General features: G+C 66.0%; 24 protein-coding genes and 1 pseudogene. 9 read left to right on the top strand and 16 right to left on the bottom strand.

Annotation, left to right across the window (positions count from 1 at the left end):
• Positions 1-3: 3 nt before the first annotated feature.
• On the bottom strand, positions 4-1,185 hold the full coding sequence (locus tag AC50X6_RS11035; RefSeq protein WP_494966251.1) for an acyl-CoA dehydrogenase family protein: 1,182 nt from the start codon (positions 1,183-1,185) through the stop codon (positions 4-6).
• A 306-nt stretch (positions 1,186-1,491) separates the two neighbouring features.
• Between AC50X6_RS11035 and AC50X6_RS11030 the strand changes: the two genes are divergently transcribed.
• Together AC50X6_RS11030 and ligD are read left to right on the top strand one after the other, a co-directional pair.
• Positions 1,492-2,505, top strand: coding sequence for an isopenicillin N synthase family dioxygenase (locus AC50X6_RS11030; RefSeq protein ID WP_494966250.1), 1,014 nt, complete (start codon positions 1,492-1,494; stop codon positions 2,503-2,505).
• Positions 2,506-2,723: 218 nt separating this feature from the next.
• A complete protein-coding gene (ligD, locus tag AC50X6_RS11025; RefSeq protein WP_494966249.1) occupies positions 2,724-3,746 on the top strand; it encodes a non-homologous end-joining DNA ligase in 1,023 nt (340 codons plus the stop codon).
• Between the two features lie 15 nt (positions 3,747-3,761).
• Here ligD and AC50X6_RS11020 read toward each other — a convergent pair whose 3' ends face one another.
• Positions 3,762-4,658 carry an amidohydrolase family protein gene (locus AC50X6_RS11020; RefSeq protein ID WP_494966248.1) on the bottom strand — a complete coding sequence of 299 codons (897 nt, stop codon included), beginning with the start codon at positions 4,656-4,658 and terminating at the stop codon, positions 3,762-3,764.
• Positions 4,659-5,159: 501 nt separating this feature from the next.
• Here AC50X6_RS11020 and AC50X6_RS11015 point away from each other — a divergent pair.
• Positions 5,160-6,443 carry a class I SAM-dependent methyltransferase gene (locus AC50X6_RS11015; protein WP_494966247.1) on the top strand — a complete coding sequence of 428 codons (1,284 nt, stop codon included), beginning with the start codon at positions 5,160-5,162 and terminating at the stop codon, positions 6,441-6,443.
• 34 nt (positions 6,444-6,477) lie between these two features.
• On the opposite strand, the pseudogene AC50X6_RS11010 reads toward AC50X6_RS11015, so the two are convergent.
• Positions 6,478-7,014, bottom strand: a pseudogene (locus tag AC50X6_RS11010) (alpha/beta hydrolase family protein).
• Positions 7,015-7,113: 99 nt separating this feature from the next.
• Here AC50X6_RS11010 and AC50X6_RS11005 point away from each other — a divergent pair.
• Positions 7,114-8,109 (top strand): pirin family protein, encoded by a 996-nt coding sequence (locus tag AC50X6_RS11005; protein ID WP_494966246.1) that lies wholly within the window; start codon positions 7,114-7,116, stop codon positions 8,107-8,109.
• 25 nt (positions 8,110-8,134) lie between these two features.
• Here AC50X6_RS11005 and AC50X6_RS11000 read toward each other — a convergent pair whose 3' ends face one another.
• From AC50X6_RS11000 to AC50X6_RS10985, 4 genes are all read right to left on the bottom strand, one after another.
• Positions 8,135-8,770: a TMEM175 family protein gene (locus AC50X6_RS11000; RefSeq protein WP_494966245.1), complete on the bottom strand. Its 636-nt coding sequence runs from the start codon at positions 8,768-8,770 to the stop codon at positions 8,135-8,137.
• A 20-nt stretch (positions 8,771-8,790) separates the two neighbouring features.
• Positions 8,791-9,234, bottom strand: coding sequence for a hypothetical protein (locus AC50X6_RS10995; protein ID WP_494966244.1), 444 nt, complete (start codon positions 9,232-9,234; stop codon positions 8,791-8,793).
• Between the two features lie 32 nt (positions 9,235-9,266).
• Positions 9,267-9,626 (bottom strand): cupredoxin domain-containing protein, encoded by a 360-nt coding sequence (locus tag AC50X6_RS10990; RefSeq protein ID WP_494966243.1) that lies wholly within the window; start codon positions 9,624-9,626, stop codon positions 9,267-9,269.
• A gap of 312 nt (positions 9,627-9,938) precedes the next feature.
• Positions 9,939-10,241 (bottom strand): DUF4193 domain-containing protein, encoded by a 303-nt coding sequence (locus AC50X6_RS10985; protein ID WP_024367177.1) that lies wholly within the window; start codon positions 10,239-10,241, stop codon positions 9,939-9,941.
• Between the two features lie 410 nt (positions 10,242-10,651).
• On the opposite strand from AC50X6_RS10985, the gene AC50X6_RS10980 reads away from it, so the two are divergent.
• Both AC50X6_RS10980 and AC50X6_RS10975 read left to right on the top strand, forming a co-directional pair.
• Positions 10,652-10,918 (top strand): hypothetical protein, encoded by a 267-nt coding sequence (locus AC50X6_RS10980; protein WP_494966242.1) that lies wholly within the window; start codon positions 10,652-10,654, stop codon positions 10,916-10,918.
• Between the two features lie 225 nt (positions 10,919-11,143).
• On the top strand, positions 11,144-11,854 hold the full coding sequence (locus AC50X6_RS10975) for a response regulator transcription factor (protein ID WP_494966241.1): 711 nt from the start codon (positions 11,144-11,146) through the stop codon (positions 11,852-11,854).
• Here AC50X6_RS10975 and AC50X6_RS10970 read toward each other — a convergent pair.
• Together AC50X6_RS10970 and AC50X6_RS10965 are read right to left on the bottom strand one after the other, a co-directional pair.
• On the bottom strand, positions 11,802-13,283 hold the full coding sequence (locus AC50X6_RS10970) for a sensor histidine kinase (protein ID WP_494966240.1): 1,482 nt from the start codon (positions 13,281-13,283) through the stop codon (positions 11,802-11,804). The genes AC50X6_RS10975 and AC50X6_RS10970 overlap by 53 nt on opposite strands.
• Positions 13,284-13,605: 322 nt before the next feature.
• Complete coding sequence (locus AC50X6_RS10965) at positions 13,606-14,109, bottom strand: HtaA domain-containing protein (RefSeq protein WP_494966239.1); 504 nt, start codon at positions 14,107-14,109, stop codon at positions 13,606-13,608.
• Between the two features lie 1,355 nt (positions 14,110-15,464).
• Here AC50X6_RS10965 and AC50X6_RS10960 point away from each other — a divergent pair.
• Both AC50X6_RS10960 and AC50X6_RS10955 read left to right on the top strand, forming a co-directional pair.
• The gene (locus AC50X6_RS10960) at positions 15,465-16,394 is read left to right on the top strand and encodes an AfsR/SARP family transcriptional regulator (protein ID WP_494966238.1); all 930 of its coding nucleotides are present in this window, start codon (positions 15,465-15,467) and stop codon (positions 16,392-16,394) included.
• A 223-nt stretch (positions 16,395-16,617) separates the two neighbouring features.
• The gene (locus tag AC50X6_RS10955; RefSeq protein WP_494966237.1) at positions 16,618-16,902 is read left to right on the top strand and encodes a hypothetical protein; all 285 of its coding nucleotides are present in this window, start codon (positions 16,618-16,620) and stop codon (positions 16,900-16,902) included.
• 15 nt (positions 16,903-16,917) lie between these two features.
• On the opposite strand, the gene AC50X6_RS10950 is transcribed toward AC50X6_RS10955, so the two are convergent.
• The 7 genes from AC50X6_RS10950 to AC50X6_RS10920 all read right to left on the bottom strand — a co-directional run bounded on the left by AC50X6_RS10950 (position 16,918) and on the right by AC50X6_RS10920 (position 22,622).
• The gene (locus tag AC50X6_RS10950; protein ID WP_494966236.1) at positions 16,918-17,538 is read right to left on the bottom strand and encodes an L-threonylcarbamoyladenylate synthase; all 621 of its coding nucleotides are present in this window, start codon (positions 17,536-17,538) and stop codon (positions 16,918-16,920) included.
• 247 nt (positions 17,539-17,785) lie between these two features.
• The gene (gene lgt, locus AC50X6_RS10945; protein ID WP_494966235.1) at positions 17,786-18,691 is read right to left on the bottom strand and encodes a prolipoprotein diacylglyceryl transferase; all 906 of its coding nucleotides are present in this window, start codon (positions 18,689-18,691) and stop codon (positions 17,786-17,788) included.
• Positions 18,692-18,703: 12 nt separating this feature from the next.
• Complete coding sequence (locus tag AC50X6_RS10940) at positions 18,704-20,299, bottom strand: multicopper oxidase family protein (protein WP_494966234.1); 1,596 nt, start codon at positions 20,297-20,299, stop codon at positions 18,704-18,706.
• Between the two features lie 157 nt (positions 20,300-20,456).
• On the bottom strand, positions 20,457-20,606 hold the full coding sequence (locus AC50X6_RS10935; RefSeq protein WP_494966233.1) for a hypothetical protein: 150 nt from the start codon (positions 20,604-20,606) through the stop codon (positions 20,457-20,459).
• 297 nt (positions 20,607-20,903) lie between these two features.
• Positions 20,904-21,521: a DUF305 domain-containing protein gene (locus AC50X6_RS10930; protein ID WP_494966232.1), complete on the bottom strand. Its 618-nt coding sequence runs from the start codon at positions 21,519-21,521 to the stop codon at positions 20,904-20,906.
• Between the two features lie 140 nt (positions 21,522-21,661).
• A complete protein-coding gene (locus tag AC50X6_RS10925; protein WP_494966231.1) occupies positions 21,662-22,129 on the bottom strand; it encodes a hypothetical protein in 468 nt (155 codons plus the stop codon).
• A gap of 175 nt (positions 22,130-22,304) precedes the next feature.
• Positions 22,305-22,622, bottom strand: coding sequence for a heavy-metal-associated domain-containing protein (locus AC50X6_RS10920; protein ID WP_494966230.1), 318 nt, complete (start codon positions 22,620-22,622; stop codon positions 22,305-22,307).
• Between the two features lie 658 nt (positions 22,623-23,280).
• On the opposite strand from AC50X6_RS10920, the gene AC50X6_RS10915 reads away from it, so the two are divergent.
• Complete coding sequence (locus AC50X6_RS10915; protein WP_494966229.1) at positions 23,281-23,736, top strand: hypothetical protein; 456 nt, start codon at positions 23,281-23,283, stop codon at positions 23,734-23,736.
• The last annotated feature ends 71 nt before the right edge of the window (positions 23,737-23,807 follow it).

The following is a 23,807-nucleotide window of genomic DNA, read 5'->3' as shown; positions in this document are numbered from 1 at the left end:
TCCTTAGGCGAAGGCGCTATGTCCGGTGACATCGCGGCCGATCAATAGGGTCTGAATGCTTTGTGTGCCTTCGTAGGTATGGATGGATTCGATGTCCAGCAGGTGCCTGATCACGTGGTTTTCCAGCAGGATGCCGTTGCCGCCCAGCATGTCGCGGGCAAGGGACGCCAGCTCGCGGGCCTTGCGGGTGTTGTGGTACTTAGCCATCGAGGCCTGGGTAGGGCGCATCTGCCCGGCTGCGTCGAGTCCCGCCAGATGGACGCAGTGCAGCTGCATGCTGGTCAGCTCGGAGAGCATGTAGGCCAGCCGGTCCTGGACCAGCTGGAACTTCGCCAGCGGCTTGCCGAACTGGGTGCGCTGCGTGGCGTAGCTCAAGGCGGCCTCGTACACGGCGGTGGCGTGACCGAGGGCGGACCAGGCCACCCCCAGGCGGGTGGCCACCAGGACCCGGGAGGCGTCCTTGAAGGTCCGCGTACCGGGAAGCAGATTGGTCCGGGGGATGCGGACGTTGTTGAGCCTGATCCGGGCCTGGTGGATGGCACGGAGCGAAGCCTTGCCGGTAATGGTCTCGGCCTCGTAACCCTCACGGTCCTGTTCCACGAGGAAACCTCGGACGTTGCCGGCGTCGTCGCGCGCCCAGACCACCGTGATGTCCCCGCCGGCGCCGTTGCCGATCCATTTCTTCTCGCCGTTGAGGACGTAGTCCCCGCCGTCGGGCGTGGCAGTCGTTTCCAGCGCCACGGAATCTGAGCCGTGCTCCGGTTCCGTCAGGGCGAAGGCACCCAGTCTTTCGCCGCGGGCCAACGGACCCAGCCAGGCCGCCCGCTGGGCTTCGGAGCCAAACAGGGCAATCGAGCGCAGCGCCAGGCCGCCCTGGACCGCGATCACGGTGCCGAGTGAACCGTCCCCGCGGGAGACCTCCATGTTGATCAGGCCGGCGGCCAGCGGCGACATCGGCTCCAGGCCCGGCACCTCAATTCCGTCCGCCAGCAGGTTCAACTCGCCCATGCGCTTGGCGAGGTGGGCCGGGAACTCGGCGCGTTCCCAGAAGTCGTTCATCTGCGGCAGCGCCTCGCCGATGAAGGACCGGGCCCGGCCCCACGCCGCGCGCTCGGGGTCGGGGATGTTTGCGAAGACAGCGTAGTAGTCCGTATCCAGCGGTTCAGCGACGTCGTAGTCGGGCATGCGGAGCCATCCTTTGGGAGGGTCGTTCTGGGTCGCTCTGGGTGGTTCAGAGTGGTTCAGAGAAGGGGGCAGGTGGGCGCAGTCGGGCGCTCTGCGGCGGTGTCAGGAAACATTCCACTGTTCTACGTGAAACGCAGTGTCAAGTCAAGAGAAACTGAGTTTCAGCCTACGAATGCCGTTCGCCACGAGCTGGCAACCCAGGATGTCTTATTTCGACACGTCAATGAGCCGTGACGCCGTCGAATCCGTAATATTGGAGCCAGTACAGGCGCCCGCTTGCCAAGTGCACTGAAAAGGACTAAGACGTTGCCACTCGAAACATTGCCCGTCCTCGACATCTCCCGATTGAATGCGGGCCCGGCAGAGGCATCCCTGTTTCGAGACGAACTGCGCAACGCCATGCATGAGGTCGGGTTTTTCTATCTGGCTGGCCACGGGGTGCCGCAGGAGCTGACGGACGCCATACTCGGGGTGTCCCGGCGCTTCTTCGAGCTGCCCGAAGACCAGAAGCTCGCCGTCGAAAACGTCCACAGCCCGCAGTTCCGCGGCTACACCCGGGTGGGCGGCGAACTTACGGACGGCGCTGTCGACTGGCGCGAACAGATCGACATCGGCGTCGAGCGCGAGACCGTGGAGCCGGGCTCCGGCGTCGCGGACTATTGGCGTCTCGAAGGGCCAAACCTGTGGCCGGAGGCCCTGCCCGACATGCGGCAGATCGTGTCCGAGTGGACCGAGCGCCTGAGCAGCATCTCACTCACTCTCCTGCGCGCCCTGGCGGTCTCGCTCGGGGCGGCGGAGGACACCTTCGACGCTGCATTCGCGGCACGGGCCTTCCCGCTGCTGAAGATCGTGCGGTATCCGGGGGATTCCAACCCGGAGCCCAAACAGGGCGTGGGCTCCCATCGCGACGGCGGCGTGCTGACGCTGCTGCTGGTGGAGCCCGGAAAGGGTGGACTCCAGGTCGATTACAAGGGCAAATGGATCGACGCACCGCCGGTGCCCGGGGCCTTCGTGGTCAATATCGGCGAGATGCTGGAACTGGCCACGAACGGCTACCTCAAGGCAACCCTGCACCGTGTCATCTCGCCGCTGCGCGGTACTGACCGGATGTCCCTTCCGTTCTTCTACAATCCGGCGCTTGACGCAACCATGCCGCAACTCGCGGTAGGCGCGGATTTCCAGGCCAGGGCCCGCGGCCTGTCGGTCGATCCGACGAACAGCCCGATTCTGGAAACCTACGGGGACAACGCCCTGCGCTACCGGCTCCGGGCCCACCCTAATGTCGCCGCCGCGCACCACGCGGACCTGCTGAAAGGCTGATCTGCCGACGGCGGGATGATCCGCAGCCCTTCGCGGTACCGGAGTATCCCGTGGCGCCGTCATCGTTCCTGCGTTCGGGCTCGGCCAGATGGGGAAGGCCTGCTCCATCACTGGCCCGGCAGGTCTGCTGATGGGGCTGAATTACTACCGCCCGCCGCAGCAGGGGCCAGACGAACGGCCTATTCCCTTCACCACCGGCCCGGGGGTAACTTGTCCCCATGGCCAGGGAAGAAACCACGCTCGCCGTGAGCGGCCCGCACGGCACGCGGGAACAACGGATCTCAAGTCCAGGCAGGGTGCTCTGGCCGAAGCTGGGACTGACCAAGCTTGACCTAGCCCGCTATATCGTCGACGTCGGGGATGCCTTCCTGACGGCCAACGGCGATCGGCCGGTCACCCTCCAGCGGTTCTCGGACAACATTGACGGCGAACAGTTTTATTCGAAGAATCCGCCCAAGGGCACACCGGACCATGTGCGTTCCGTGACCGTGGTCTATCCGAGCGGCCGCTCGCATCCCCAGCTGGTCATTGACGAGGTCGCGGCCGCGGTCTGGGCGGTGCAGATGAACACCATCGTGTTCCACCCCTGGCCCTCACGGGCCGGCAACCCGGACAATCCCGACCAGTTGCGGATCGATCTTGATCCGCAGCCCGGCACCGGGTTCCAGGACGCCATCCCGGCGGCGCAGGAACTGCGGTCGGTCCTCGCCGAGGCGGGGCTGACGTCCTTCATCAAGACGTCCGGCAACCGCGGGCTGCATGTCTTTGCGCCCATCGAGCCGAGCCGCGAGTTCCTTGACGTACGCCATGGCGTCATCGCGGCCGCCCGCGAACTGGAACGCCGGATGCCGGACAAGGTCACCACCGCGTGGTGGAAGGAGGAGCGCGGCACCCGGATCTTCGTTGACTTCAACCAGGCCAACCGCGACCGCACGATGGCCGGGGCCTACAGCCCGCGGGCCCTGGAGAACGCCACGGTCTCCTGCCCGATCGGCTGGGACGAACTGGAGAACGCCGACAGCCAGGACTTCACCATCCTCACAGTCCCGCAGCGGCTCAAGACCAGCGGGGACCCCTGGGCGGGGATGCACTCCACCGCCGGCACCCTTGATGTCCTGATGGGCTGGTGGGAGCGGGATCTCGCCGCCGGGCTGGGGGAGCTGCCTTTCCCGCCGGACTTCCCGAAGATGCCGGGGGAGCCGCCGCGGGTACAGCCCAGCCGGGCCCGGGGCAAGGACTAGGGGCCCGTTTTCCGGCTATACTCCGAGCAGCCGCTTGCCGTTGAACCAGCAGACGGCGCGCAGCCAGTCGTCGTCGAGCGCCGGCTCCAAGTCCCGCAGGCGCTCCAGCGACTCCAGCTGATGGGCGTAGGGGTAGGGGATGTTGGGGAAGTCGCTGCCGAGCACGATCCGGTCCGGCAGTTCCGCAAGCCGCGGCAGCAGTTCGGGCGGGAAGGGCGCGGCGGCCTCGAAGAAGTCGGTGAACACCATGGTGGTGTCCAGGTGGAGGCGCGGATACGTCCCGGCCAGGGCAAGGAACTCGGCATACTCCGGAGCCCCCAGATGAGCGACGACGGCGGTCAGTCCGGGATGCCGGCGCATCACGCCCTCAAGCTTGTCAGGGCCGGTGAACCCTGGCCGCGGAACGGGCCCGCTGCCCACATGCACAACCACCGGCACGCCCGACTCGGCCAGCAGCCCCCAGACCGGATCGAGAACCGGCTCGCGCAGGTCGAAACCGCCCACCTGCGCGTGGATCTTGAACACCCGGGCGCCGCGCTCCAGCGCCGATTGGACCTGCTCCAGGACGCCGTCCTCGGGGAAGAACGTCGCGCTGGGGACACAGTCCGGCTCGGTTGCCGCCAGCTTGAGGGCGAAGTCGGTGAGGTCCGCCGCCATGCCAGGCCGGTGCGCATAGGTCAGCGCCGTAAAGTGACGGAGGCCCAGCCGGCGGAGCTGCGCCAGCCGGCTCGCTTCGTCCCAGCGGTAGGTGATCGGCCAGGGGCGGCCGACCAGCGGTCCGGCGTCGTCGAAGTGGGCCCAGACCCGCCGCAGCATCCGTTCGGGCAGGAAGTGGGTATGGATGTCGATCAGGCCCGGGAGCCCGAGCGCTTCCCACCAGCGGGGAACATCTTCATCGTGCAGCGGCCCCACCTGAGCCTCCCTCCACCTAGTCGAGCTACGCAGTCTACCGACACCGCCCCCACCCGGAGCGCCACCGCATGGTTTCCGCTGCGCAAAAAGTCCCGCGACACGGAAACGGCCCGGCGCTGCGGGAATCCGCGCAGCGCCAGAGCGTTGGGGTGTCGGGGGACCGAATCCGCAGCGAAATTCGCCATGATGCCCGACGTTCTTCAACGTCTCCGCGAGAGAGGAGCGAGGGGAGGGCTTCCGACACACAAGTCACCCCAGGAGCGTGCTGATTGAGGCCATTTTAGCGGAAATGACAATCACACCCGCGGGTCAGCAGCTCGCAGTTTCCGCCGTCAGCCAGTAATTCAGCAATTTCGTAGGCTCCGGCCCGGGAGCACCAGAGCGGTGGCGGCACCGGGGACGGATCCGGTAGGAACTACGGGACGTCTGGCCCCTGTTGGGCCGCGGGGGGCTGCGAATAGATTGGGGCCAGGAGACGCCACGGGAAGAGAGGCAATGATCATGACGGCAAGCAACGGTGTGGCATCACGGCTGGCCCAAGCGCTGGCCATTGTCCTGGGCACCAAGGAGATTCCGCTCCGGCTGCGGGCCTGGGACGGCTCGGAGGCCGGGCCGGCCGGCGCGCCGGTGGTTGTGTTCCGGTCGCCGCGGGCGCTGCGGCGGATCCTGTGGTCGCCAGGGCAACTGGGACTCAGCCGGGCCTACGTTGCCGGCGATATCGACGCCCGCGGCGACATCTTCGAGGCGTTCGTCGCGCTGAGCTCGGCCGGCAAGTTCGCCGAGCCCGGCCCTTTCAGAAGGCCCACGGCCCGCGAACTCGCGATGATCCTCACGACTGCAGCCCGGCTCGGCGCGCTGGGCCTGAACCCCGCGCCGCCGCCGGAGGAAGCAAAGCCCGTCCGCGCCGGCCTGCCGCACTCCAGGAGGCGCGACGCCGCGGCCATCTCGCACCACTACGACGTGGGCAACGACTTCTATGCCCTCGTCCTCGGCCCGTCGATGGTTTACTCCTGCGCGGTCTGGGACGGTCCCGACACCGGCCTGGACGCGGCCCAGAACGCGAAGATGGACCTCGTCTGCCGCAAGCTGGGGCTCCGGCCCGGCATGAGGGTGCTCGACGTCGGTTGCGGCTGGGGCAGCTTTGCCCTGCACGCCGCCCGTAACTACGGGGCCGACGTCGTGGGTGTCACGCTATCCGGCGAACAGGCGGCGCTCGCCGGCAAACGGGTGGCGGACGCCGGGCTGGCTGACCGGGTGGAGATCAGGGTCCAGGATTACCGTGACGTAGCCGACGGGCCGTTCGACGCGATCAGTTCCATCGGGATGTCCGAACATGTGGGCCGCGGGCAGATGCCCAATTACGTCTCCCGGCTGCACGGACTGCTTCGTCCCGGCGGCCGGCTGCTCAACCACGCCATTTCCTGGAACGGTGGTCCCGCCGACCCGGACCCGGATTCCTTCATTCCACGTTATGTCTTCCCCGACGGCGAGATGCTGGGCCTGGCCGAGGTGATCGGCGCGCTGGAGTCCGGCGGCTTCGAAGTCCTCGACGTCGAAGCGCTGCGCCGCCACTACGCGCTCACGCTTCGCGCGTGGGTGCAGAATCTGGAGGAACACTGGGCGCCGGCTGTGCGGTCTGCCGGCGAGGGGCGGGCCCGGGTGTGGCGCCTGTACATGGCGGCCAGCGCCCTTGGCTTCGAAGCCGGCATAACCGGCGTCAACCAGGTCCTGGTGCAGCGGGCCGGCGGCGCCGAACCGCCGCTGCGCCGCGGTGACTGGAGCTGAGGAATTAGCCGGGATCCCTCCCTGGCAGACCGGGTCAGCCGCTGCTGTGCGCCACAATGAACGCTGCCGTAGGTGCTGCCAGCGACGCCCCGAGGTCCTCCGCACTGCGCTTTATTCCTGCAACCTCGAAAGTGTGACCGCAGCCCGCACGCCACTCCAGGGTGGCCGAGGGCCCGATGCGGGCAACCACCGCCTCAAGCAGCCCGGGGGTCGCGAAAGGATCCCGCGTTCCCTGCAGGAAGAGCATGGGCCGGGTCAGCCCGTAGAGATGTTCGTCGCGGATCTTCTCCGGCTTGCCCGGCGGATGGAGCGGGTAGCCGAGGTAGACCAGCCCGGCGGCCGGTCCGGGAATTTCCGGCCGGCCTGGCGGTACGGGAAGTTAAAGCGAAGGGTCGCGACGGACACCTCGTTTAACGCCCCGGGTGAAGCCGGTCAGGAACGGATGCTCCATCCCGGCTCCTGCTCCGTGGGCCACGACGAGCGTCGCCAGCGGATTGTCAGGCCGGGCATAGACTCCCGAAACTGCGGTTTCACCGATGGTAAACGTGATGGGGGACTCAAGGGTGGCCATATCTCCATGATGCCCGGTGCCGCCGGCAGGCCCGGACCCGGACCCAGGGCCCCGGGCCGGGCCCGGGTTACGGCGTCCTGGCGGCGCTAGGCTGACCTCATGAGCAATACCGAAATTGCCCCCCAGGAAATCATTTGCGAAGCCGACACCGGCTGCGGTGGTGTGGAAATACTGGTTCCGCGGCAGGTTCCGTTGGGCGGCCCGCGGGCGATGGATGTGCGCCGTACCCTTCCCCAACGCCAGCGCAGCCTGATCGGTGCATGGTGCTTCCTGGACCACTACGGTCCGGACCGCATCGGGGAGACCGGCGGCATGAGGGTTCCACGGCACCCGCATACCGGGCTGCAGACTGTCAGCTGGCTCTTTACCGGCGAGATCGAACACCGCGACTCGGCCGGCTTCCATGCCGCCGTGCGGCCGGGCGAAGTCAACCTGATGACCGCCGGCCGCGGAATCAGCCACTCCGAAATCTCAACCCCGGCCACCCGGGTCCTGCACGGCGCGCAGCTCTGGGTCGCTCTGCCGGACCGCGTCCGCCAGATGGAGCCCACCTTCGAGCATTACCGCCCGGAACCGCTGAGCGGGGATGGCTGGACCATGCGCGTCTTCCTGGGGTCGCTGGCCGGCTCCGCATCGCCGGTCGCCACACACACTCCCTTAGTGGGGGCGGAAATCCTCCTCGACGCCGGGGCGACGCTGAGGCTCAGCGTCGACGCGGGCTTCGAACACGGCTTGCTGGTGGATGAGGGAACTCTCGGCCTGGACGGGCACCCCGTCGCCAGGGACCATTTGGCCTACCTGCCGGCCGGACGCTCCTCGCTGATCCTGACCGCCGGCGTGGAAGCGTTGCGGGTGCTGCTGATCGGTGGGGAGCCCCTGGGCGAACAGATTGTGATGTGGTGGAACTTTGTGGGCCGCAGCCACGAGGAGATCCTTGAGTACCGGGCCCAATGGCAGGCCGAGATCGGCGTCGAACCCCGGATGGAGGCCAGCGGCGGAGGTGGGCGCCCGCGCTTTGGCACATTTCCGGCGGGGGAACCCGCGCCCCTGCCGGCACCGGTTCTTCCTTCCATCCGGCTGCGCCCCCGGGGCTGACCCCGGCAGACCGGTGGATCAAGGCTTAGCTGTTCCGGGCCTGGCCGTTGGGATCCGCGGCCCTGGGGTCCGGTGCCTGTTCCATCCCGTGCGTGACGAAACGCTCCACCCGGCGGTCGGGGATGAGCCAGATGGCTGCGACCGCGCTGTAGACCAGCAGTCCCACCACCGGGGTCACGAGGCTGAGGCCCATGCCCAGGATGTAGAGCAAGGGGGAGGCCCGTCCTTTCCAGTCCCGGCCCAGCGCCAGCTCCAGAGCGCCGTTTCGTCCCTGCCGGCGGATCAGGGTCGTCTTCAGAACGTGGAAAGCAATGGAAGCGAGGAGCAGATTCAGCCCGTACACCAGCACGGGCACCTCCGCCAGACCCGCGGTGTTCATCCAGCGCGTGGTGAACGGGAACAGCGAGAGCCAGAACAACAGGTGCAGGTTGGCCCAGAGCACCCCGCCGCTGATCTGTCCGGCCAGATGAAGCAAGTGGTGGTGGTTGTTCCAGTAGATCCCCACGTAGATGAAGCTCAGCGCGTAGCTGAGGAACGTCGGCAGTTCCTCGAGCAGTGCCTGCCAGGTCGGCCCGGCGGGGACATGGAGCTCCAGCACCATGATGGTGATGATAATGGCCAGCACACCATCGCTGAACGTCTCCAGCCGGTTCTTGTTCATGACGCCGCTGTCATGCTGCGTTAGTCTGCGGAGAGTCTACGCCGGCTCGCCGGCCGGCCGGACGGCGCGGCGGTGCGCCCTGCGCGGACGAAACCGATGACGGCGAGTACCGCCCCGGCTGCCTCCGCCACAGCGCTCAGGGATTTCTCGAAGAACCAGACCGGCTCGTACATTGCCGGGAACGGTCCGAACGCCGGAATATCGGCATAGCGGTAAATGACGACGGCAACGAAAGCACTCAGGGCCACCATAAGGGCAAACGCATAGGCGACCCGGCTCCCGCGCAGAAGGACGAAGAGCGCGGCAAGGACGGCCGCGGCGGACTCGAGCAGGAAGAGGTTGCCTTGTCCGATCCCGCCGGGGTTGGCGGCCTGATAGCCGGGTGCGAGCCGGATGTGGACCACAGCATCGATCACCAGGGCGATGGCCGTCAGCACCCGGAGGACCATACCGTTGGCACTCAATCCCGCGGATGATTCAGAGCGGCCGCGGAGGCTCATTTCACTGTCAGCGTTCCGCGCATATTCGGATGGTATGTGCAGTGGACGGTGTACGTCCCGGGTTGTGATGGCGCCGTGAACGTTGTGGTGGCGCCGCTGCCTTTCACATCCGCGTCGAACGCTGAGCCATCGTCGGCCGTCACAGTATGTGGCGCGCTGTCCAGATTCGTCACCGTCACCGTCGCCCCCGGGGCAACGGCAATCGGGGCCCCGTAGCCGAAGTCCTTGATCGTGATGGCCGTTGCACCCGCCGTCGAACTGCCGGTTGCTGTTTGGCCGGCCGACGTCGACGGCGCCGGGCTTCCGCCGCCGACGGCGCAACCTCCAAGCCCGGTTAGTACTGGGACAAGCAACACGGCCAACACCGTGGCAAGCCGGCGGTGGCGGGCCCTGCCAATATTCACGGCGCACCAGCCTCTGCGTGGGGAAGACAACTTCAGCAGGTAGAACTACTGTCCATTGTCCGCCCGCCGCAGCGAAATGGCACCAAAATCCGATGGTTTCCGGCATAACCGGGGCCGGGGCCGCCGTCGAAAGCTCCCGTACGGCCGTGCCGGCGCCGGAGCTTCCGGTAACCCCGGGCGTCACCGCGGCGCAGGCAACGATCGGACGCGGGTCCGCTGGCCTGGTAATCTGCGTTGCGGCGGGAATGTAGAGCAGTCCGCCAGTCAGCTCATGCAGTCAGCACAGTACGAGTGGCCCGCCTTCTCGCGGGCGAGCTGGGAGCGGTGCCGGACAAGGAAGCACGAATAACACGTGAACTCGTCATCCTTCTGCGGAATGACGGTAACCGTCAATTCCTCGCCGGACAGGTCAGCGCCCGGCAGTTCTACGCCTTCAGAGGTGTCAGCCTCATCGAGCTCACGGGTGACGCTGCGGGCGTCCGGCGCATTCGCGGAGCGAAGGGCCTCCAGAGAGGCGTTGCGTGATTCCGCGACGTCGGATCGAACTTCGTCATAGTCGGTTGCCACCTGGTTGATTCTCGATTCCGTTTGTTCTGAGTTTCCCGGGATTGAACGGTACAGCATCCAGCGGTTAATTTGGTGGGTGTAAGGGGCAGGGGTGCAGTGACACTCATAACACCGATGCCGAGGGACGGGATCCGTGCCGGCTGCGGCCCGCCCCGGAAGCCTACCTTGAGTTGCCGGTCCGTCACTGCGCAGGAGCGGCGGCCGAAGGCTGGACGCCCGGGGTCGCCGGGGTCGGGACGCCATTCGGGTGCGCTCTCTCTTCGAACACGGCACTCTCTCTTCGAACACGGCCGGAGCGCCCCGGATGTTCCTACTCATCTGTTCCATGATCGTCGTCCGGATTTTACGCGGCGTTAATGCCCCGAGCCTAGGCTGAATCCTCACGCACCATCCTCCGGAGGGGATCCACCATGGCCGATATTGCTGCAGTGCTGGGACGGCTCGCCCCGGAAGAACTCGACGGCCTACGGGCACTCGGACCCCAGGGGCACCTGCCCCGACAGCTCACTGATGCACTGGACCGTGCGGCCGGCGGTCCGGGAGCGGGGCGCGGGTACTACGTTGCCAATGGCAGCGTCAGCCCGACTGGGGGTCCGCATCTGGTCCTGCGCAGTGATGTTACGGGCTGGCTCTTCGGACCCGCCGCGGATCTTCCGCAGACCCGCGTGGACAGATAGGGCAAGCAGCAAGTCGGGGACGGCAGCCCGGAACCTCAAGCCGGGAGACCGTCCCATGACGTCAGTGCACCGTCCGCCGCCGGAGTCAGTGCATCATCCGCCGCCGGACCGGTGAAATGCTACCGATTGCGGCGGAACCGTCCGAGGCGGCTGCAGCACCGTGAGCCATAGGCCATAGACCCGGCGCGGAGGCGGCATACTGTCTCTGAGGACAGGAGCCCCGTGATGAGGATTTTGATGGTGGAGGACGAGAAGGTCCTGGCAGAAACAGTCCGCCGCGGGCTGGTGCACGAAGGCTTCGTCGTCGAGGTTTCCCACGACGGGGTCAGCGGACTTTCAGCGGCGACGGAGAACGCCTACGACGTCATCCTTCTGGACCTCATGCTGCCGCTGAAGAACGGCTATGACGTCCTGAGGGAACTGCGGCAGCGGAAGGTCTGGACTCCGGTGCTGATGCTCACGGCGAAGGACGGCGAATATGACGAGACGGATGCCTTTGACCTCGGCGCCGACGATTACCTGACCAAACCGTTCAGTTTCCTGGTGCTGGTGGCGCGGATCCGGGCGCTGATCCGCCGCGGTGCCCCCGAGCGGCCCGTGGTGCTGACGCTGGGTGACCTGACGCTGGATCCGGTGGACCGCAGCGTCCGCCGCGGCGGAACCCTGATCAGCCTCACGGCGCGGGAGTACGGGCTGCTGCAGTACCTGATGCGCCGGCACGACCAGATCGTGTCAAAGGCGGAGATCCTGGACAATGTGTGGGACTCCGCCTTTGACGGCGGAGACAACGTGGTGGAGGTCTACATCGGTTACCTGCGGCGCAAGATTGACGCGCCGTTCGGCCTGAACAGCCTGGTCACGGTCCGGGGGATGGGATACCTGCTTAGTGCCGGGAGGATCCTTGAGCGCGCGGTCGAACGGCCGCCGGGGACGTGACGGGGGAGGGAACCGGCTGTCCGGCCAGCGGGAAGACCATCTCGAAACGGCAGTTACCGGCCGGGCTCTCGGTGGCCCGGATGGACCCGTGATGCGCTGCCATGATCCCGGCCGCGATGGCCAGGCCGAGCCCGCTGCCGCCGCCCTCCCGGGACCGGCTCTCGTCTAGCCGGACGAACCGCTCGAAGATCCGGTGCCGTTCCGTCTCGGGGACCGGGTCGCCGTCGTTATCCACCGATACGACAGCTCCCTCGGGGGTTGTGTGAAGGCTGATCCGGATCCGCGACAGCGCATGGCGGTCCGCGTTATCGAGCACGTTGCGCAGCACCTGCGCCAGCCGCCGGGCGTCCCCCTTAATCCTGGCGGGAGTGAGATCGGCCGTGACCTGGTGCCGTCCCGCCGAGCGCAGGTGGCGGATTTCCTGCTCCACGACGTCGTCCAGGTCCACGTCCACGGACTCGATGGCGAGACCGCCGTCGTTGGCTTTGGCCAGCGTCAGCAGGTCCTCCACCAGATAACGCATGCGGGCGGTCTCGCCGGATAGAACGTCCTTCATCTGGATCCACATCGCACCGGACGGATCCGCGGCAGCAATCTCCACCCCGGCGCTCAGGGTCGCCAGCGGGCTGCGCAGTTCATGGCTGGCATCGGAGACGAACTGCCGCTGTTCACGGTCCGATGCCTGCAGCCGGTCCAGCATAGTGTTCATAGTCTGTGCAAGGGCCTGCAGCTCGTCCCTGGTAGGCGGCACATCGATGCGCCCGTCCAGGCGTTCGGCGTTGATCCGCGCCACCTGGCCCCGGATCATTTCGACGTGGCGCAGGGATCGTCCCACCAGGAACCACATGGCAATGGCGACGACGGCCAGCAGCAAGGGCATGGCGGCGAGCATCAGCCACGCCACGGTGGCGACCGTGTCAGCCTGGACCTGCACCGTGGAGGCGACGACGATGGTGTAGTCCGTGCTGCCCAGCCGCGCACCGGTAGCGATCACCTGGAAGTCGTCGTCGTGCCCGATATTCGGGAGGCTGGTGACATCCTGGACTGCGGTTTCGCCAGGTCCCGGACGAAGGGCCGACAGTGGGTTGACCGCGACTCTGGGCTCGGACCCCGCGACCACATCACCTTTCGGATCCAGCAGCTGAACGAACTGGCCCGCGTATCCGGTGGAATGGATGTACTCGATCGCATCCTCGATGTCTTGGTCCACCGCCAGTTGCGCGATCACATCCTGGGTCTTTTGCCGGGCCGACGCCTCGGTCGAGGCGGTCAGGGTGGTCTGCAGCAGAACCAGCCAGATCAGGCCACCGACCAGCAGCGCCATCGCTACGACGGCGACGGCCGTCGCGGTCGTGCGCTTGCGCACGCCCCAGCGGTTCCGGCCGCGCTGGGTCCGAACGCCCTCCGAATCGGACGAGACCTGGTCCATGTTCCAAGAATGGGGCAACGGCCGGCTCCGGACAACAGTCGAAGGGCACTTTTCTTCACGCCCGCATGGACCCCCCGCTTCTCAGCGTCCTCTCAGGTGCGATCAGGCACTGTTAGGACACGACGAAGTTCAACTGGCTACGGGACGCGTTTCCCGAAGCACCGCAGGCTACCGGCCGCACGCTCTCCTCAACCAGTGTGCGGCCGGTCATCGTGTGCCCGATTGTGTCCGGGCCACAGCCGTCCCGGACGGTACCGTTCTGCAACCCTTTCATCGCCCGGGTCCGTGCGGGGCTGCACCCGCCGGTTGACATCGGCGGCACCTACGTCCTGGCGCGGATGAACAGCGGGTCCATCGGCTGGCCGGCGGCGTATTGGCCGTCGAACAGCTCAGATCCTTCAGGGGAGATGACGACGTCGGCGTGCTCCCAAACGAGGGACCCCTCGACGACGACGGGGGCAGCGGCCCGCACGAAACCCACGGTGGTGCGGTCCTGGCCGCCGCCGTCACCGGTGCTGATGGACAGGACCCCGCTGCCGCCGCTGAAGGTGATCCAGGGATCCAGCAGCCGGACCAGCAGCATCCCGTGGTGGCCGGAAAGCCGGACATCGCCCAAGAAGCGCAGCACACCCGTCCCTCGGGCGGCGTCGTAGTCGGAGGCATCGGCGGTGAAACAAAACAGGCCCGATTCGAGCACAGTGGCGCCCTCGGCAGCCGAAACGGACCCGTCCGGCAGGCTGCCGATGTAGTCGATGAAGCTTCGCTTGATACCCCAGCTCAGGCCCGGCGGTGGCATCGGATCGGTGGAAGGGGACGCTGGGTTCACGTGGGTTCTCCTGTGGCTGAAAGGCTGGTCTCCTCCTGAGCCTAGCGGCGGACCGCCGGAGGCGCGAAGCTCAACCCGGCGCCGGGATATCCGGCGTAGTCCCTGACCGCATTTCACCGCCGGCGGATGCGGCACCGGACTGCCGCCGTGTGCCCGGTGGTTGACTTCGATGTGTACCGGTTCAGGGCGACGCGCCGTGGGCGCTGCGATCGGGATGTCCCGCCGGCGCCGGACTTAGCGGCAGGATTCGAGCCGGATCCGCTGGCCTGGTCGCCTCCGCGGGATATCTTGCTACCGACGCCCCCCGACCGCGGCGCCGGTGGAATTCGGGACGCCGGGGCGCTGAAGGCCGCGCTGTTTCATCGCCGTGGGCAACCCTTGGGTGCTGGCGGGTGCTGTGACCGCGGTGTGGTCAGCGGAATGTCGAGAGTCTACAAAAGATGCTTTTCGCGGAGGCGACTGGTGCGCCCCTGGAGCTTGCTTTACTGCGTGCCGGAATCGAATTACGCGTTGTGGCCGTGCCCGAAGAGCTGACCAAAGACAAGCCGGAATACTGAGCATATCCGCCACACTACGAAGCTGCTGATCGCCGACGGAGATATTTTTATTCCAACGAAACGGCACTCATGTTGTCGCGAATTGGTTGCCCTATCGGATTTCAGTCAGCCGTTGTAAACAATGATCCGCGGGGACTTCGGTGCAGTCGGAGGGAGCAGATCCAGAAATGGATTCCGCCAGGCGCCGGCGGTCAGGAGATCCTCAGCGGTCGCTCCGGGTCCCCAACGGCCGGCCGTTTGACGACGGGCCGCGATCCGGCGGATCATGACGCCAAGCCTGGCATTGGACTCCTGAGGGCGCCGTCCATGAGAGCAGGGTGCGGACACGGTGGTCGTGGCGGGGGCCCGTTTCGGAGCCGCAGGATTCATGTCCGCACCCTTCTGCGGTGGAGGGAACTGCCAGAGACCAGACGGTAGGCCCAGGCCCTTGCGAAAAGCTGGCATCGCGGGTCGGGGACGAAGGCGCCCAAATCGCTCCATCGCCGGTTCTTGCCGCCGGACGGTCGGGTACTTGCTACCGCGACGGCCAGCGGCGTAGGGCTACTTGTCCGGACGGACAAGTACCTGCAGAGTCCGTTCCGCCGTTTACTCGGCAGTACTTCCCGGTGTACCCGACTTTCCTTCCAGTAAAGAACGGGTAGTTTCATTCCTTGTTGTGCCCCTATTGGCATGTCACGGTTTCAGTGGAAGCCGGAAGGAACAGCGTCTCAGCACAGCATAGTTCCGTTGAGGAATCGGCTCTCAAAATTGCGATTGGGTTCGTTTTACCTGGGGAAATCGGAGAATATCGTGGAAAAATTGAGTGGTTCATCACCAGCAATTTCGGTAAAGCTTTTCGGAACATTCGAGATCAACCGTGAGGGGACGGCGCTCACTGCAGCGGACATGGGCGGCTGTAAGCCCCGGCACATCTTCGAAATTCTTCTGCTCAATCTGGGGACACCTGTCTCCAAGACGCGTCTGATCGAAATCCTTTGGGGTGCCAGCGCCACAGACGGCGCCGTCGCTACCCTGGAGAGCTATGTGAGCGGCATCCGGCGGGCGATCCAGCCCGGCCACACCAAGACCGGCCCGTTGCGCACCGCCAACAGCGGCTACGTCCTCGATCCGCAACTCGTGGACCTGGACCTGGCGAACTTCAACCGGCTGGTGCGCGCTGCGGGTCAGTCCGCGCCGGCTGAGGCGCACGCGCTGCTGCTGCAGGCGCTGGAACTCTCCGCCGAGCCGCTGTTGGGCTTCGAGCTGGTGGCCGACTGGGCCGAGGAGGCCCGGACGCGCCATGCTGCCGAAAAGGTGGCGGCCCAGATCTTCGCCGCGGAAACCGCCGCCTTCCTGGATAAGCCGGACGTCACCATTCAGCTGGCCCAGGCGGCAGTCCGCTCGGAGCCGCTCAATGAGCGGGCATGGACGGTGCTGGTGGCCGGCTACGAACAGGCGGGGCTCCCGGTTGAGGGCCTCTCCGCCTACGACCGCTGCCGCCGGCTCTTCGACCGCGATCTTGGCTGCGCGCCGGGACCGGCCCTCCGGGCAGCGCACCTGAGGCTACTGCGGCAGCGCGCCGAGGGCAACACTGAGCTCTCGGAGGTTCTTGCCGCATTGCTCTACCTCGGCGAGCGGCTCCAGGGTCCCAAGTGCACCCAGCCGGGGGCGCCGGATTCACGCCGCTTGCAGGAGAACGCCGGACACGTCCTGGATTCCTTCCTTCAGCGGGTCCGCGCCGCTGTCTGACCGCTCCTTCCCCCGGTTTGCCGGTCCCGGGCACGGCGGCCACGTCTGCCGGCCCGGATACTCGGGTCCGGGCCGCCGGGCGAAGCCGGCATTGGGAGCCCCCGGACGTCACGGAGTTAGCTTGATCACGTGGCCCGTATTCGTCAAGTATCCGGTTCCAACGGGGCCCATACTTGGTTTGACCCCGGCGGACTTTCCCCACCGCCAGGCATGAGGAGGGTCCATGAAAACTTTGAGAACTTTGAAGAATGCTGTCTCGAACGAGTACTTTCCCGCCGCGGCCGTGCTGTCCGGCGTGGTCCTGTTCTGGGCGCTGGGCCTGTTCGGCGGACTGTCCCTGCTGAGCACCAACCAGACGCTGTTGACCACGATCACGTGGCTGCTGTTCGTCTACACCGCAGCGGTCCTTTCGCCGGTCGCAGGTATCCTGGCCGCCACTGATCTGACTCGGCGCTGGCTGCGGCACCGGCCGCAGCGGCGGGCACCCGCCGGCACGTCACCCGCGTAAGGCCGTCAGGCACTTCTATTCGAAGCGGGACGGGTCGCCCATGCCGCGCCGGATGATTTCTGCCACACCGCTGGAGTAGTCGATCACAGTGGTCGGCTCGGCCCCGCAGTCGCCGGAATCGATCACGGCGTCGACCACGTGGTCCAGCCGCTCCTTGATCTCCCAGCCCTGCGTCAGCGGCTCTTCCTCATCCGGCAGCAGCAACGTGCTGGACAGCAGAGGCTCGCCCAGTTCCGTCAGTAGGGCCTGGACTACGTGGTTGTCCGGGATCCGCACTCCGACGGTCTTCTTCTTCGGGTGCAGCAGTCGCCGCGGAACATCCTTAGTGGCGGGAAGGATAAAGGTGTAGCTGCCAGGCGTCACCGCCTTGATGCTGCGGAATACATCGTTGTCGATTTGCACGAACTGCCCCAGCTGGGCGAAGTCCTTGCAGACCAGCGTGAAGTGGTGCTTGTTGTCTAGGTGGCGGATAGCCCGGATCCGGTCTAGGGCATCTTTGTTTCCCAGCTGGGCGCCCAGAGCGTAGCAGGAGTCGGTCGGATAGGCGATCAGGCCACCTCCACGCACGATTTCGATGGCCTGGAGGATGGAGCGCGCCTGGGGGTTTTCGGGATGAACATCGAAGTATCTCGCCATCCCTCGAGCTTACGCCCGACGGCGGTCCGGGCGCCTCAGCTCGTGGCTCCAGCCGGGCGGCAGCCCGGGCGGCCTGGGCCGCCACCAGCGCGCCCAGCGGCCCTCGTAGTGTGGGTACTCCTGCGGCCTTTGGGTGTTGCTCACGCGGGGATTTCCTTGCCGGGCGGCAGCCCGGGCGGCCTGGGCCGCCACCAGCGCGCCCAGCGGCCCTCGTAGTGTGGGTACTCCTGCGGCCTTTGGGTGTTGCTCACGCGGGGATTTCCTTGCCGGGCGAGTCTGAGTTCTCCCTGAGGACGGATGCGGGTGGGACGGCGGAGCGGGGACGGGAACTGAGCCGTTGGAAGAGAGCAACGCCGGCGAGGAAGAGCAGCCCGGCGGCCCAGGTGTTCACCCGCAGACCCAGAATCAGGTTGGCGGGGTCCGAGCGCATCAGTTCGAAGGCAAACCGGCCGGCGGTGTACAACACCACGTAGAGGGCAAAAACCGATCCTGCTCCGAGCTTGTATCTGCGGTCCAGGAATATCAGCACGGACGCGGCGGCCAGGCACCACAGCGATTCGTAGAGGAAGGTCGGCTGGAAGTAGCCGAGGATCTCCGGCGTGCCGTTGGCGGCGGTGAGGGCCTGGCCGGTGGCCGGATTCATGCTGTGGATCTGGAGTTTCCAGGGCAGGTCTGTGGGTTCGCCGTAGAGTTCGTTGTTGAACCAGTTCCCCCACCGGCCCAAGCCCTGGGCCAGGAGCAGCCCGGGGGCTGCCGCGTCCACAAACGCCGCGAAGGGGACGCCGGCCCGCCGGGCACCCATCCCGGCGCCGACGAGTCCGAGGGCGACGGCTCCCCAGATCCCGAGGCCGCCTTCCCAGATCCGCAGTGCAGCCCAGGGGTCTTTGCCCGGGCCGAAGTAGAGTTGGTTGTCGGTGATGACGTGGTAGAGCCGGCCGCCGACGATGCCGAAGGGCACCGCCCAGGCCACGATGTCCAGAGTCTGGGATGTGGTGCCGCCACGGGCCCGGAGACGCCGGGCTGTCAGCCAGACACCCACCACGATGCCGGCCAGGATGGCGAGGGCGTAGAAGCGTATGGTCAACGGCCCGAGCTGGAAGGCACTGACGGTCGGGGAGGGGAAGAACAGTTCTGTGACGACAGCGGTGCTCATGGTCGGGGTCCCTTATTTGACATAGGAGAAGACGCCGACCATGCCGCGTTCGGCATGGTAGGCGTTGTGGCAGTGGGTGAGCCACTGGCCGGGGTTGTCGGCGTCGAAGATCACCGTGACGCTCTGTTTGGCTCGGACGATGACGGTGTCTTTGCGGGCACCGCCGGCACCGACCTGGAACGTGTGTCCATGCAGATGCATGGGGTGCCACATGTCGGTGTCGTTGGTGAACTTCACCTCGACGCGTTCGCCGGCCTTGATGTCGAAGGCGTTCTCGAACGGCTTGTCCATATCAAAGCGGTGCCCGTTGATACCCCAGTCATATTTTTCCATGCCTCCGGTGAGTTTAAGTTCGTGGGTGCGGTCCGGGGTTCTGGCCGCGAGGGTGACCGCGGGATCGGCCTTGAGCTGGCCGCCGTCCACAACGGTGCCCTCCAACTTGCCCGGCAGGGTCGCGGGCACCGGCTGCGTGCCGCTGCCGGTGCTGATAAAGCCCAGAGCCTGGCCGGTCTTGCCTTCGGGCAATGCCACTACGGGGGTGAACCCGTCCCTGACAGTGAGTAGAGCGTCGATGCGTTCGCCCATGCCGAGCACGACGGCGTCAACATCCTGCTGCTGGACGGGAAATCCGTCGGTGTGGGTGAGGGTGAGCTTCTGGCCGGGGATACCGACGCGGTAGGCGGTGTCGCCGGCGGCGTTGATGATCCGCAGCCGGACGACCTGACCTGCCGTGGCGGCCAGGATCTCTGCCTCGTCGGGCGCCTTGGCGTTGAACAGATGGAACGGGTAGCGCACGTCGCCGGCGTCGCCGCCGAGGAAATCGCTGCGCGAGCCCATCAGCATGTGCTTCATTCCCATGCCCGTCGCTCCGTCTGCGCCGGAAGGGGAGGGAGAGGCGTCCATGGACCCCGACATGGATCCGTGGTCCATGCCGGGCATGGACATCCCGGACATCCCCATCCCTAGGGACACTTCTGCCAGGACATCCTCGGGGGTTCCGGTGATGCCGTCCATCCAGTCATCCAGGACAATCACCCAGTCCCGGTCGTAAACGAGATTTTCTTCCGGGTCCTCGACGATCAGTGCCCCGTAGAGGGCGCGTTCGCGCTGCATGTCCATGTGCGAGTGGTACCAGTACGTGCCGGGGTGGGCGAGGCGGAAATCGTAAGTGAACCCGGCGCCGGCGGCGATCGGATCCTGGGTGACGCCCGGGACGCCGTCCTGATCGTTCCGCAGCGCAAGGCCGTGCCAATGGATGACGGTGGGATCTTTGAGGTTATTGGCCAGCGATACCTGGAGCCGGTCCCCGGCCGTGGCCCGCAGTACCGGGGCGGTGAGGTTGCCGTTGTAGCCCCAGGTCGTGACCGGCTTCCCGGCGACTGTTGTCTGGAAAGATGCGGCCGTCAGGTTCTGGGTGACCGTTTTTCCGACGAACGTCCGCCGGGCTTCGTAGTCGGCGACGAGAGCGTCAGCGGGCATGACCCTTTCCGGCATGCCCGCGGGGGCCTGTGTGTTGGAGCACGCGGCGAGGGCCGCCGCGGCGGCACCTGCAACCGACAAACCCAGAAGGCGGCGCCGGCCCAGGCGGTAATCGGGGTGGGTGTTCATATGAGTTTCCTTGTGAACAGGCCATGGCGGTCCATGGCGGTGCGGGACTAGATAGGGGTGAGGAAGTTCTTAGTGCGGTTCTGGAGCTCATTGATCCACGTCACCTGGAACCCGGTGACCATTGGCCCGCCCGGGATGATGAGCATCGTGGCGCCCGTCAGGATGTCTTGATCAGGCCCGGCGGGGTGGGCAGCAACGAGTCCTGGCCCGGATGGCCGGAAACGTAGAATACGCCCTGATCCATGGCGGCGGTGAATCCCATGAGGTCGTTGGCTGGACCGATCTTGACGGCCGGCTTTTTGGACATGTCTTACAGGCTTTCTTGGGTGGCCAGGAGTATCTGGCTTGTTTCGGCACTGACGTTCAGGCCGTGGATGTGCGCGCTCGGCAGACCGGTTCCGGCGCCGGCTGATGACGGAGCGCCGACTGCCGGGACGGAGGCCGGAGCAGGAGGCAAGGGGCAGGACAATTGCGGCTGCTGCGCCCGAGACTGCAGCTGCGCGGAGACGCGGAGGGGATTCAAGTGGCACAAAGAACTCCAAGTATCGGGCGGAACCAAAAGGGTTCCGGTCCCGGACATGACCGGGCCCGGCAGAGCCGCTTGCTAGAGGCTGGCCAGCAGGTCCTTCATTTCCTGCATTTCCGCTTCCTGGGAGGTGACGATGTTCTTGCTGAGCTGCACGGCGTCGGGATTCTTGCCGTCGGTGGTTTCGGTCTTGGCCATCATCACGGCGCCTTCGTGGTGGGCAATCATCTGTGTGAGGAAAAGACTCGCCCCCTCGGTGCCCTGCGCTGCGTCCAGTTTCAACATGTCATCGCCGCTTATCATTCCGTCCATGCCGCCTCCGGGCATGCCGCCAAACATTTGGGCGGATTCGTTCCAACTCTTGAGCCATCCCATCATCGTGGTGATCTCCGGGTTCTGTTCGGCTTTGATCCTGGTAGCCAGGGCACTCACTTTCGGGTTGAGGCCCTGTTTCTTGAGCATGGTGTCGCTCATCTCCACGGCCTGCTTGTGGTGCGGGATCATCATCTGGGCGAACATGGTGTCTGCGGCGTTGTGGTCCGCGGCAACGGCAGGAGCGGAACTCGAGGACATTCCGGAGTCGCCATGGTTCATGCCGGGCATGCTGCCGCCGTATCCGGCGGAGCCCGTGGAGCATCCGGCCAGCGCGATCGCGGCTGCGATGGCTGCGGCGGAGAGGGTCAGAATCTTCTTCATGGAAATCGGGTCCTTCAAGACGTCAAACCGGCGCATAAAGCCGGCGGCTGTTGACGCGCACGGCAATGAGGCCGGAGTCCCGGCAGGGCGCGTCAGGGTCAGGCTGATGCGCCGGGCAGGACACGGCGCAGCTCCGCCTTCTACGTCCGGCTGATGCAGAGGTCGCCCGGTGAAGGACTTCCCGGAAGGTACGAGGACGTGGAGGCCTGGGACGGCGCGCCGGCATCATCGTGCGCTGCCAAAGGTGCGTCTCCCGGCAGTGGGGCTGCCAGGGAAGCGTTGCCGGGGGACGGGATGCACGTCGCATCCATGGCAGCCATCATCGCGCACCCGGCCTGGTCAGTGCACGCCGGTTCCGGCAAGGAGCCCGTCCCAGCTGATTCTGAACTGACTATGGCCGATGTGCCAGCAAGGGCAGTGTGTTCCGGAGCTGATGACTGCATCGCCTGCAGCATTTCCGCTGCCGGTACGCCGGCGGATGTCGGAACGCTGTGGGAACCGGTCATGGTGTGCATACCGACGATCCCGGCGATGATGGACAGCAGTCCGGCCAGCAGGCCCGCGCGGCGGAGGAAGGGCCCAAGATGGCGGGACAGGACGTCGGTCATAGGGCACCTCCTTTTGTGCGGGTTGCCTACGGTATACGCTACCGGGCCAAGCGGGCGGCGGCGTCTGCAGGCTTAACGATCGTGCTAAGGATCAAGTTTCACCCGGTGCAGCCGTGGGATGGTCAGGATGATGGGTGCCAGCACCGAAAGGTTGCCCGGCTCCGTGCGGGTTGGATTAGTTATTAGCAGCGACGCTGTATCCGGCGCCGGATACAGCGTCCCGGACCGCGGTGCCGGTAACGGTTCCGGCCACGGTCAGACGGGATACCCCTCCGGCGACGAGATCCACGGTCGCCGACTTCACGCCGTCCACGGCTTTGACCGCGTTCTCAACCGTTTGAACGCAGTGCCCGCAAGTAAGTCCTTCGACAAAATACTCGAAGCCCTCGACGGGGACAGGCGTTTGCGTCCCGGCATCGGGTGAACAGCAGCTGCAACCCGAGGGTTCCGCGGCAGAAAGGGGAAGTTCGGTCCGGATATCTGTTCCGCACATGTCAGTTCGTTCCTTTGCAGAAGGCGTGAGGGGGGATGCTGGGGTTGAACGGCTGTAACGGCCGGCGGTTCCGCGGGCCTGGACAAACCACTTCACTGACAACACCTCAAACATACCCCCAAGGGGTATCGTTTGCAAAGTGCAGAACGGCCGGCGACGGGCCGACAGAGTGGTTCACATCGATTCCTTCCGCCACTCGGGATTGCCTACCCCTCAGGGTATGTGTACCTTTACCTGCCGGCCGTCAGCCATCAGCCATCAGCCAAACCGGCAGGGAGGGTCTGATCTTGCGGTCACCCCATCCGGGTGCGAGGCAGGGGGCGGCTGGGCCGGTGATCCCGTCGGAGCTGCCGGCGTACCGAGCGGCGTGCCACCCCCGATGCCGCCAAATCTCCAGGATAGCGAGTCCGGGCTACCGGTTCCGGCCGCACTGTTCCACTGTGTCTGATCGGCCTGATCTCAAGCTACCCCCGCGCACGCTCCTGGTCCTTCAGGGTCCGGGGCTTTAGTGCATGCAGAAAATCACGGCGATGACCCGGCTTCGTTTGACAAGTACTTTAGGTTCCCCGGCAGCCGGCCCGGTATGATCGCCGCAGTGGGCGAAATCCACTGGCACTATTCGCGATGAACACGGGGGTGGGGAAAAGTGCGGCATTCCATGCGATGGCAGCATGATTTTTCCTACCTGGCTGCATTCATCGCGGTTCTGTCGTTGTTTGTCGCAATGACGGGGTCACTTGACCTGCCGATGACGGCTGCCGAAGAAGCGTCACCCGCCTCTACAGGACGCATCCTCGATTCGTACGACACTGAGGGCGCTGAATTTGCCGGCCCCCGGCTTGCCCCTCCCGGCGACGAGGCTGTCGTCGCGGTTTCCGGCCCGGGGAACCAACCCCTCCCGTTCCTTCCTGAACATTGCCCCATGAACCTGGGCTTGTCGGTGACGTGCCCGGATGTGCTGTCGTCAGCAGTCCTTGCCACCTCAGTCCCGGGACCTCCAGGCAGCCTCCCCTCCACCGAGGCAGCAGAACAGCCGGCCGGGGCGCTGCCTGAGGCTCCCGGGGCGCCCCTCCACCCTGTATCGCTCATCCGGCTGTCGATCAGCCGCGTGTAGGAGTCCTCTGTCCTCCGGACTCTGATCCGCGGGGGACCGACGTCCCCACGGCGTCCACGCACCGCAGGCCA

This window comes from Pseudarthrobacter sp. HLT1-7, from assembly GCF_059383435.1.
Note: the sequence above shows the minus strand (reverse complement) of the source record. Positions and strands in the feature narration are given on the sequence as shown.

Bases quoted from the DNA above. Each gene is read 5' to 3' on its own strand.
- AC50X6_RS11035 (WP_494966251.1), bottom strand. From the start codon at position 1,185: ATGCCCGACTACGACGTCGCTGAACCGCTGGATACGGACTACTACGCT.
- ligD (WP_494966249.1), top strand. From the start codon at position 2,724: ATGGCCAGGGAAGAAACCACGCTCGCCGTGAGCGGCCCGCACGGCACG.
- AC50X6_RS11015 (WP_494966247.1), top strand. From the start codon at position 5,160: ATGACGGCAAGCAACGGTGTGGCATCACGGCTGGCCCAAGCGCTGGCC.
- AC50X6_RS11005 (WP_494966246.1), top strand. From the start codon at position 7,114: ATGAGCAATACCGAAATTGCCCCCCAGGAAATCATTTGCGAAGCCGAC.
- AC50X6_RS11000 (WP_494966245.1), bottom strand. From the start codon at position 8,770: ATGAACAAGAACCGGCTGGAGACGTTCAGCGATGGTGTGCTGGCCATT.
- AC50X6_RS10980 (WP_494966242.1), top strand. From the start codon at position 10,652: ATGGCCGATATTGCTGCAGTGCTGGGACGGCTCGCCCCGGAAGAACTC.
- AC50X6_RS10975 (WP_494966241.1), top strand. From the start codon at position 11,144: ATGAGGATTTTGATGGTGGAGGACGAGAAGGTCCTGGCAGAAACAGTC.
- AC50X6_RS10970 (WP_494966240.1), bottom strand. From the start codon at position 13,283: ATGGACCAGGTCTCGTCCGATTCGGAGGGCGTTCGGACCCAGCGCGGC.
- AC50X6_RS10955 (WP_494966237.1), top strand. From the start codon at position 16,618: ATGAAAACTTTGAGAACTTTGAAGAATGCTGTCTCGAACGAGTACTTT.
- AC50X6_RS10950 (WP_494966236.1), bottom strand. From the start codon at position 17,538: ATGGCGAGATACTTCGATGTTCATCCCGAAAACCCCCAGGCGCGCTCC.
- lgt (WP_494966235.1), bottom strand. From the start codon at position 18,691: ATGAGCACCGCTGTCGTCACAGAACTGTTCTTCCCCTCCCCGACCGTC.
- AC50X6_RS10940 (WP_494966234.1), bottom strand. From the start codon at position 20,299: ATGAACACCCACCCCGATTACCGCCTGGGCCGGCGCCGCCTTCTGGGT.
- AC50X6_RS10935 (WP_494966233.1), bottom strand. From the start codon at position 20,606: ATGTCCAAAAAGCCGGCCGTCAAGATCGGTCCAGCCAACGACCTCATG.
- AC50X6_RS10930 (WP_494966232.1), bottom strand. From the start codon at position 21,521: ATGAAGAAGATTCTGACCCTCTCCGCCGCAGCCATCGCAGCCGCGATC.
- AC50X6_RS10925 (WP_494966231.1), bottom strand. From the start codon at position 22,129: ATGACCGACGTCCTGTCCCGCCATCTTGGGCCCTTCCTCCGCCGCGCG.
- AC50X6_RS10920 (WP_494966230.1), bottom strand. From the start codon at position 22,622: ATGTGCGGAACAGATATCCGGACCGAACTTCCCCTTTCTGCCGCGGAA.
- AC50X6_RS10915 (WP_494966229.1), top strand. From the start codon at position 23,281: ATGCGATGGCAGCATGATTTTTCCTACCTGGCTGCATTCATCGCGGTT.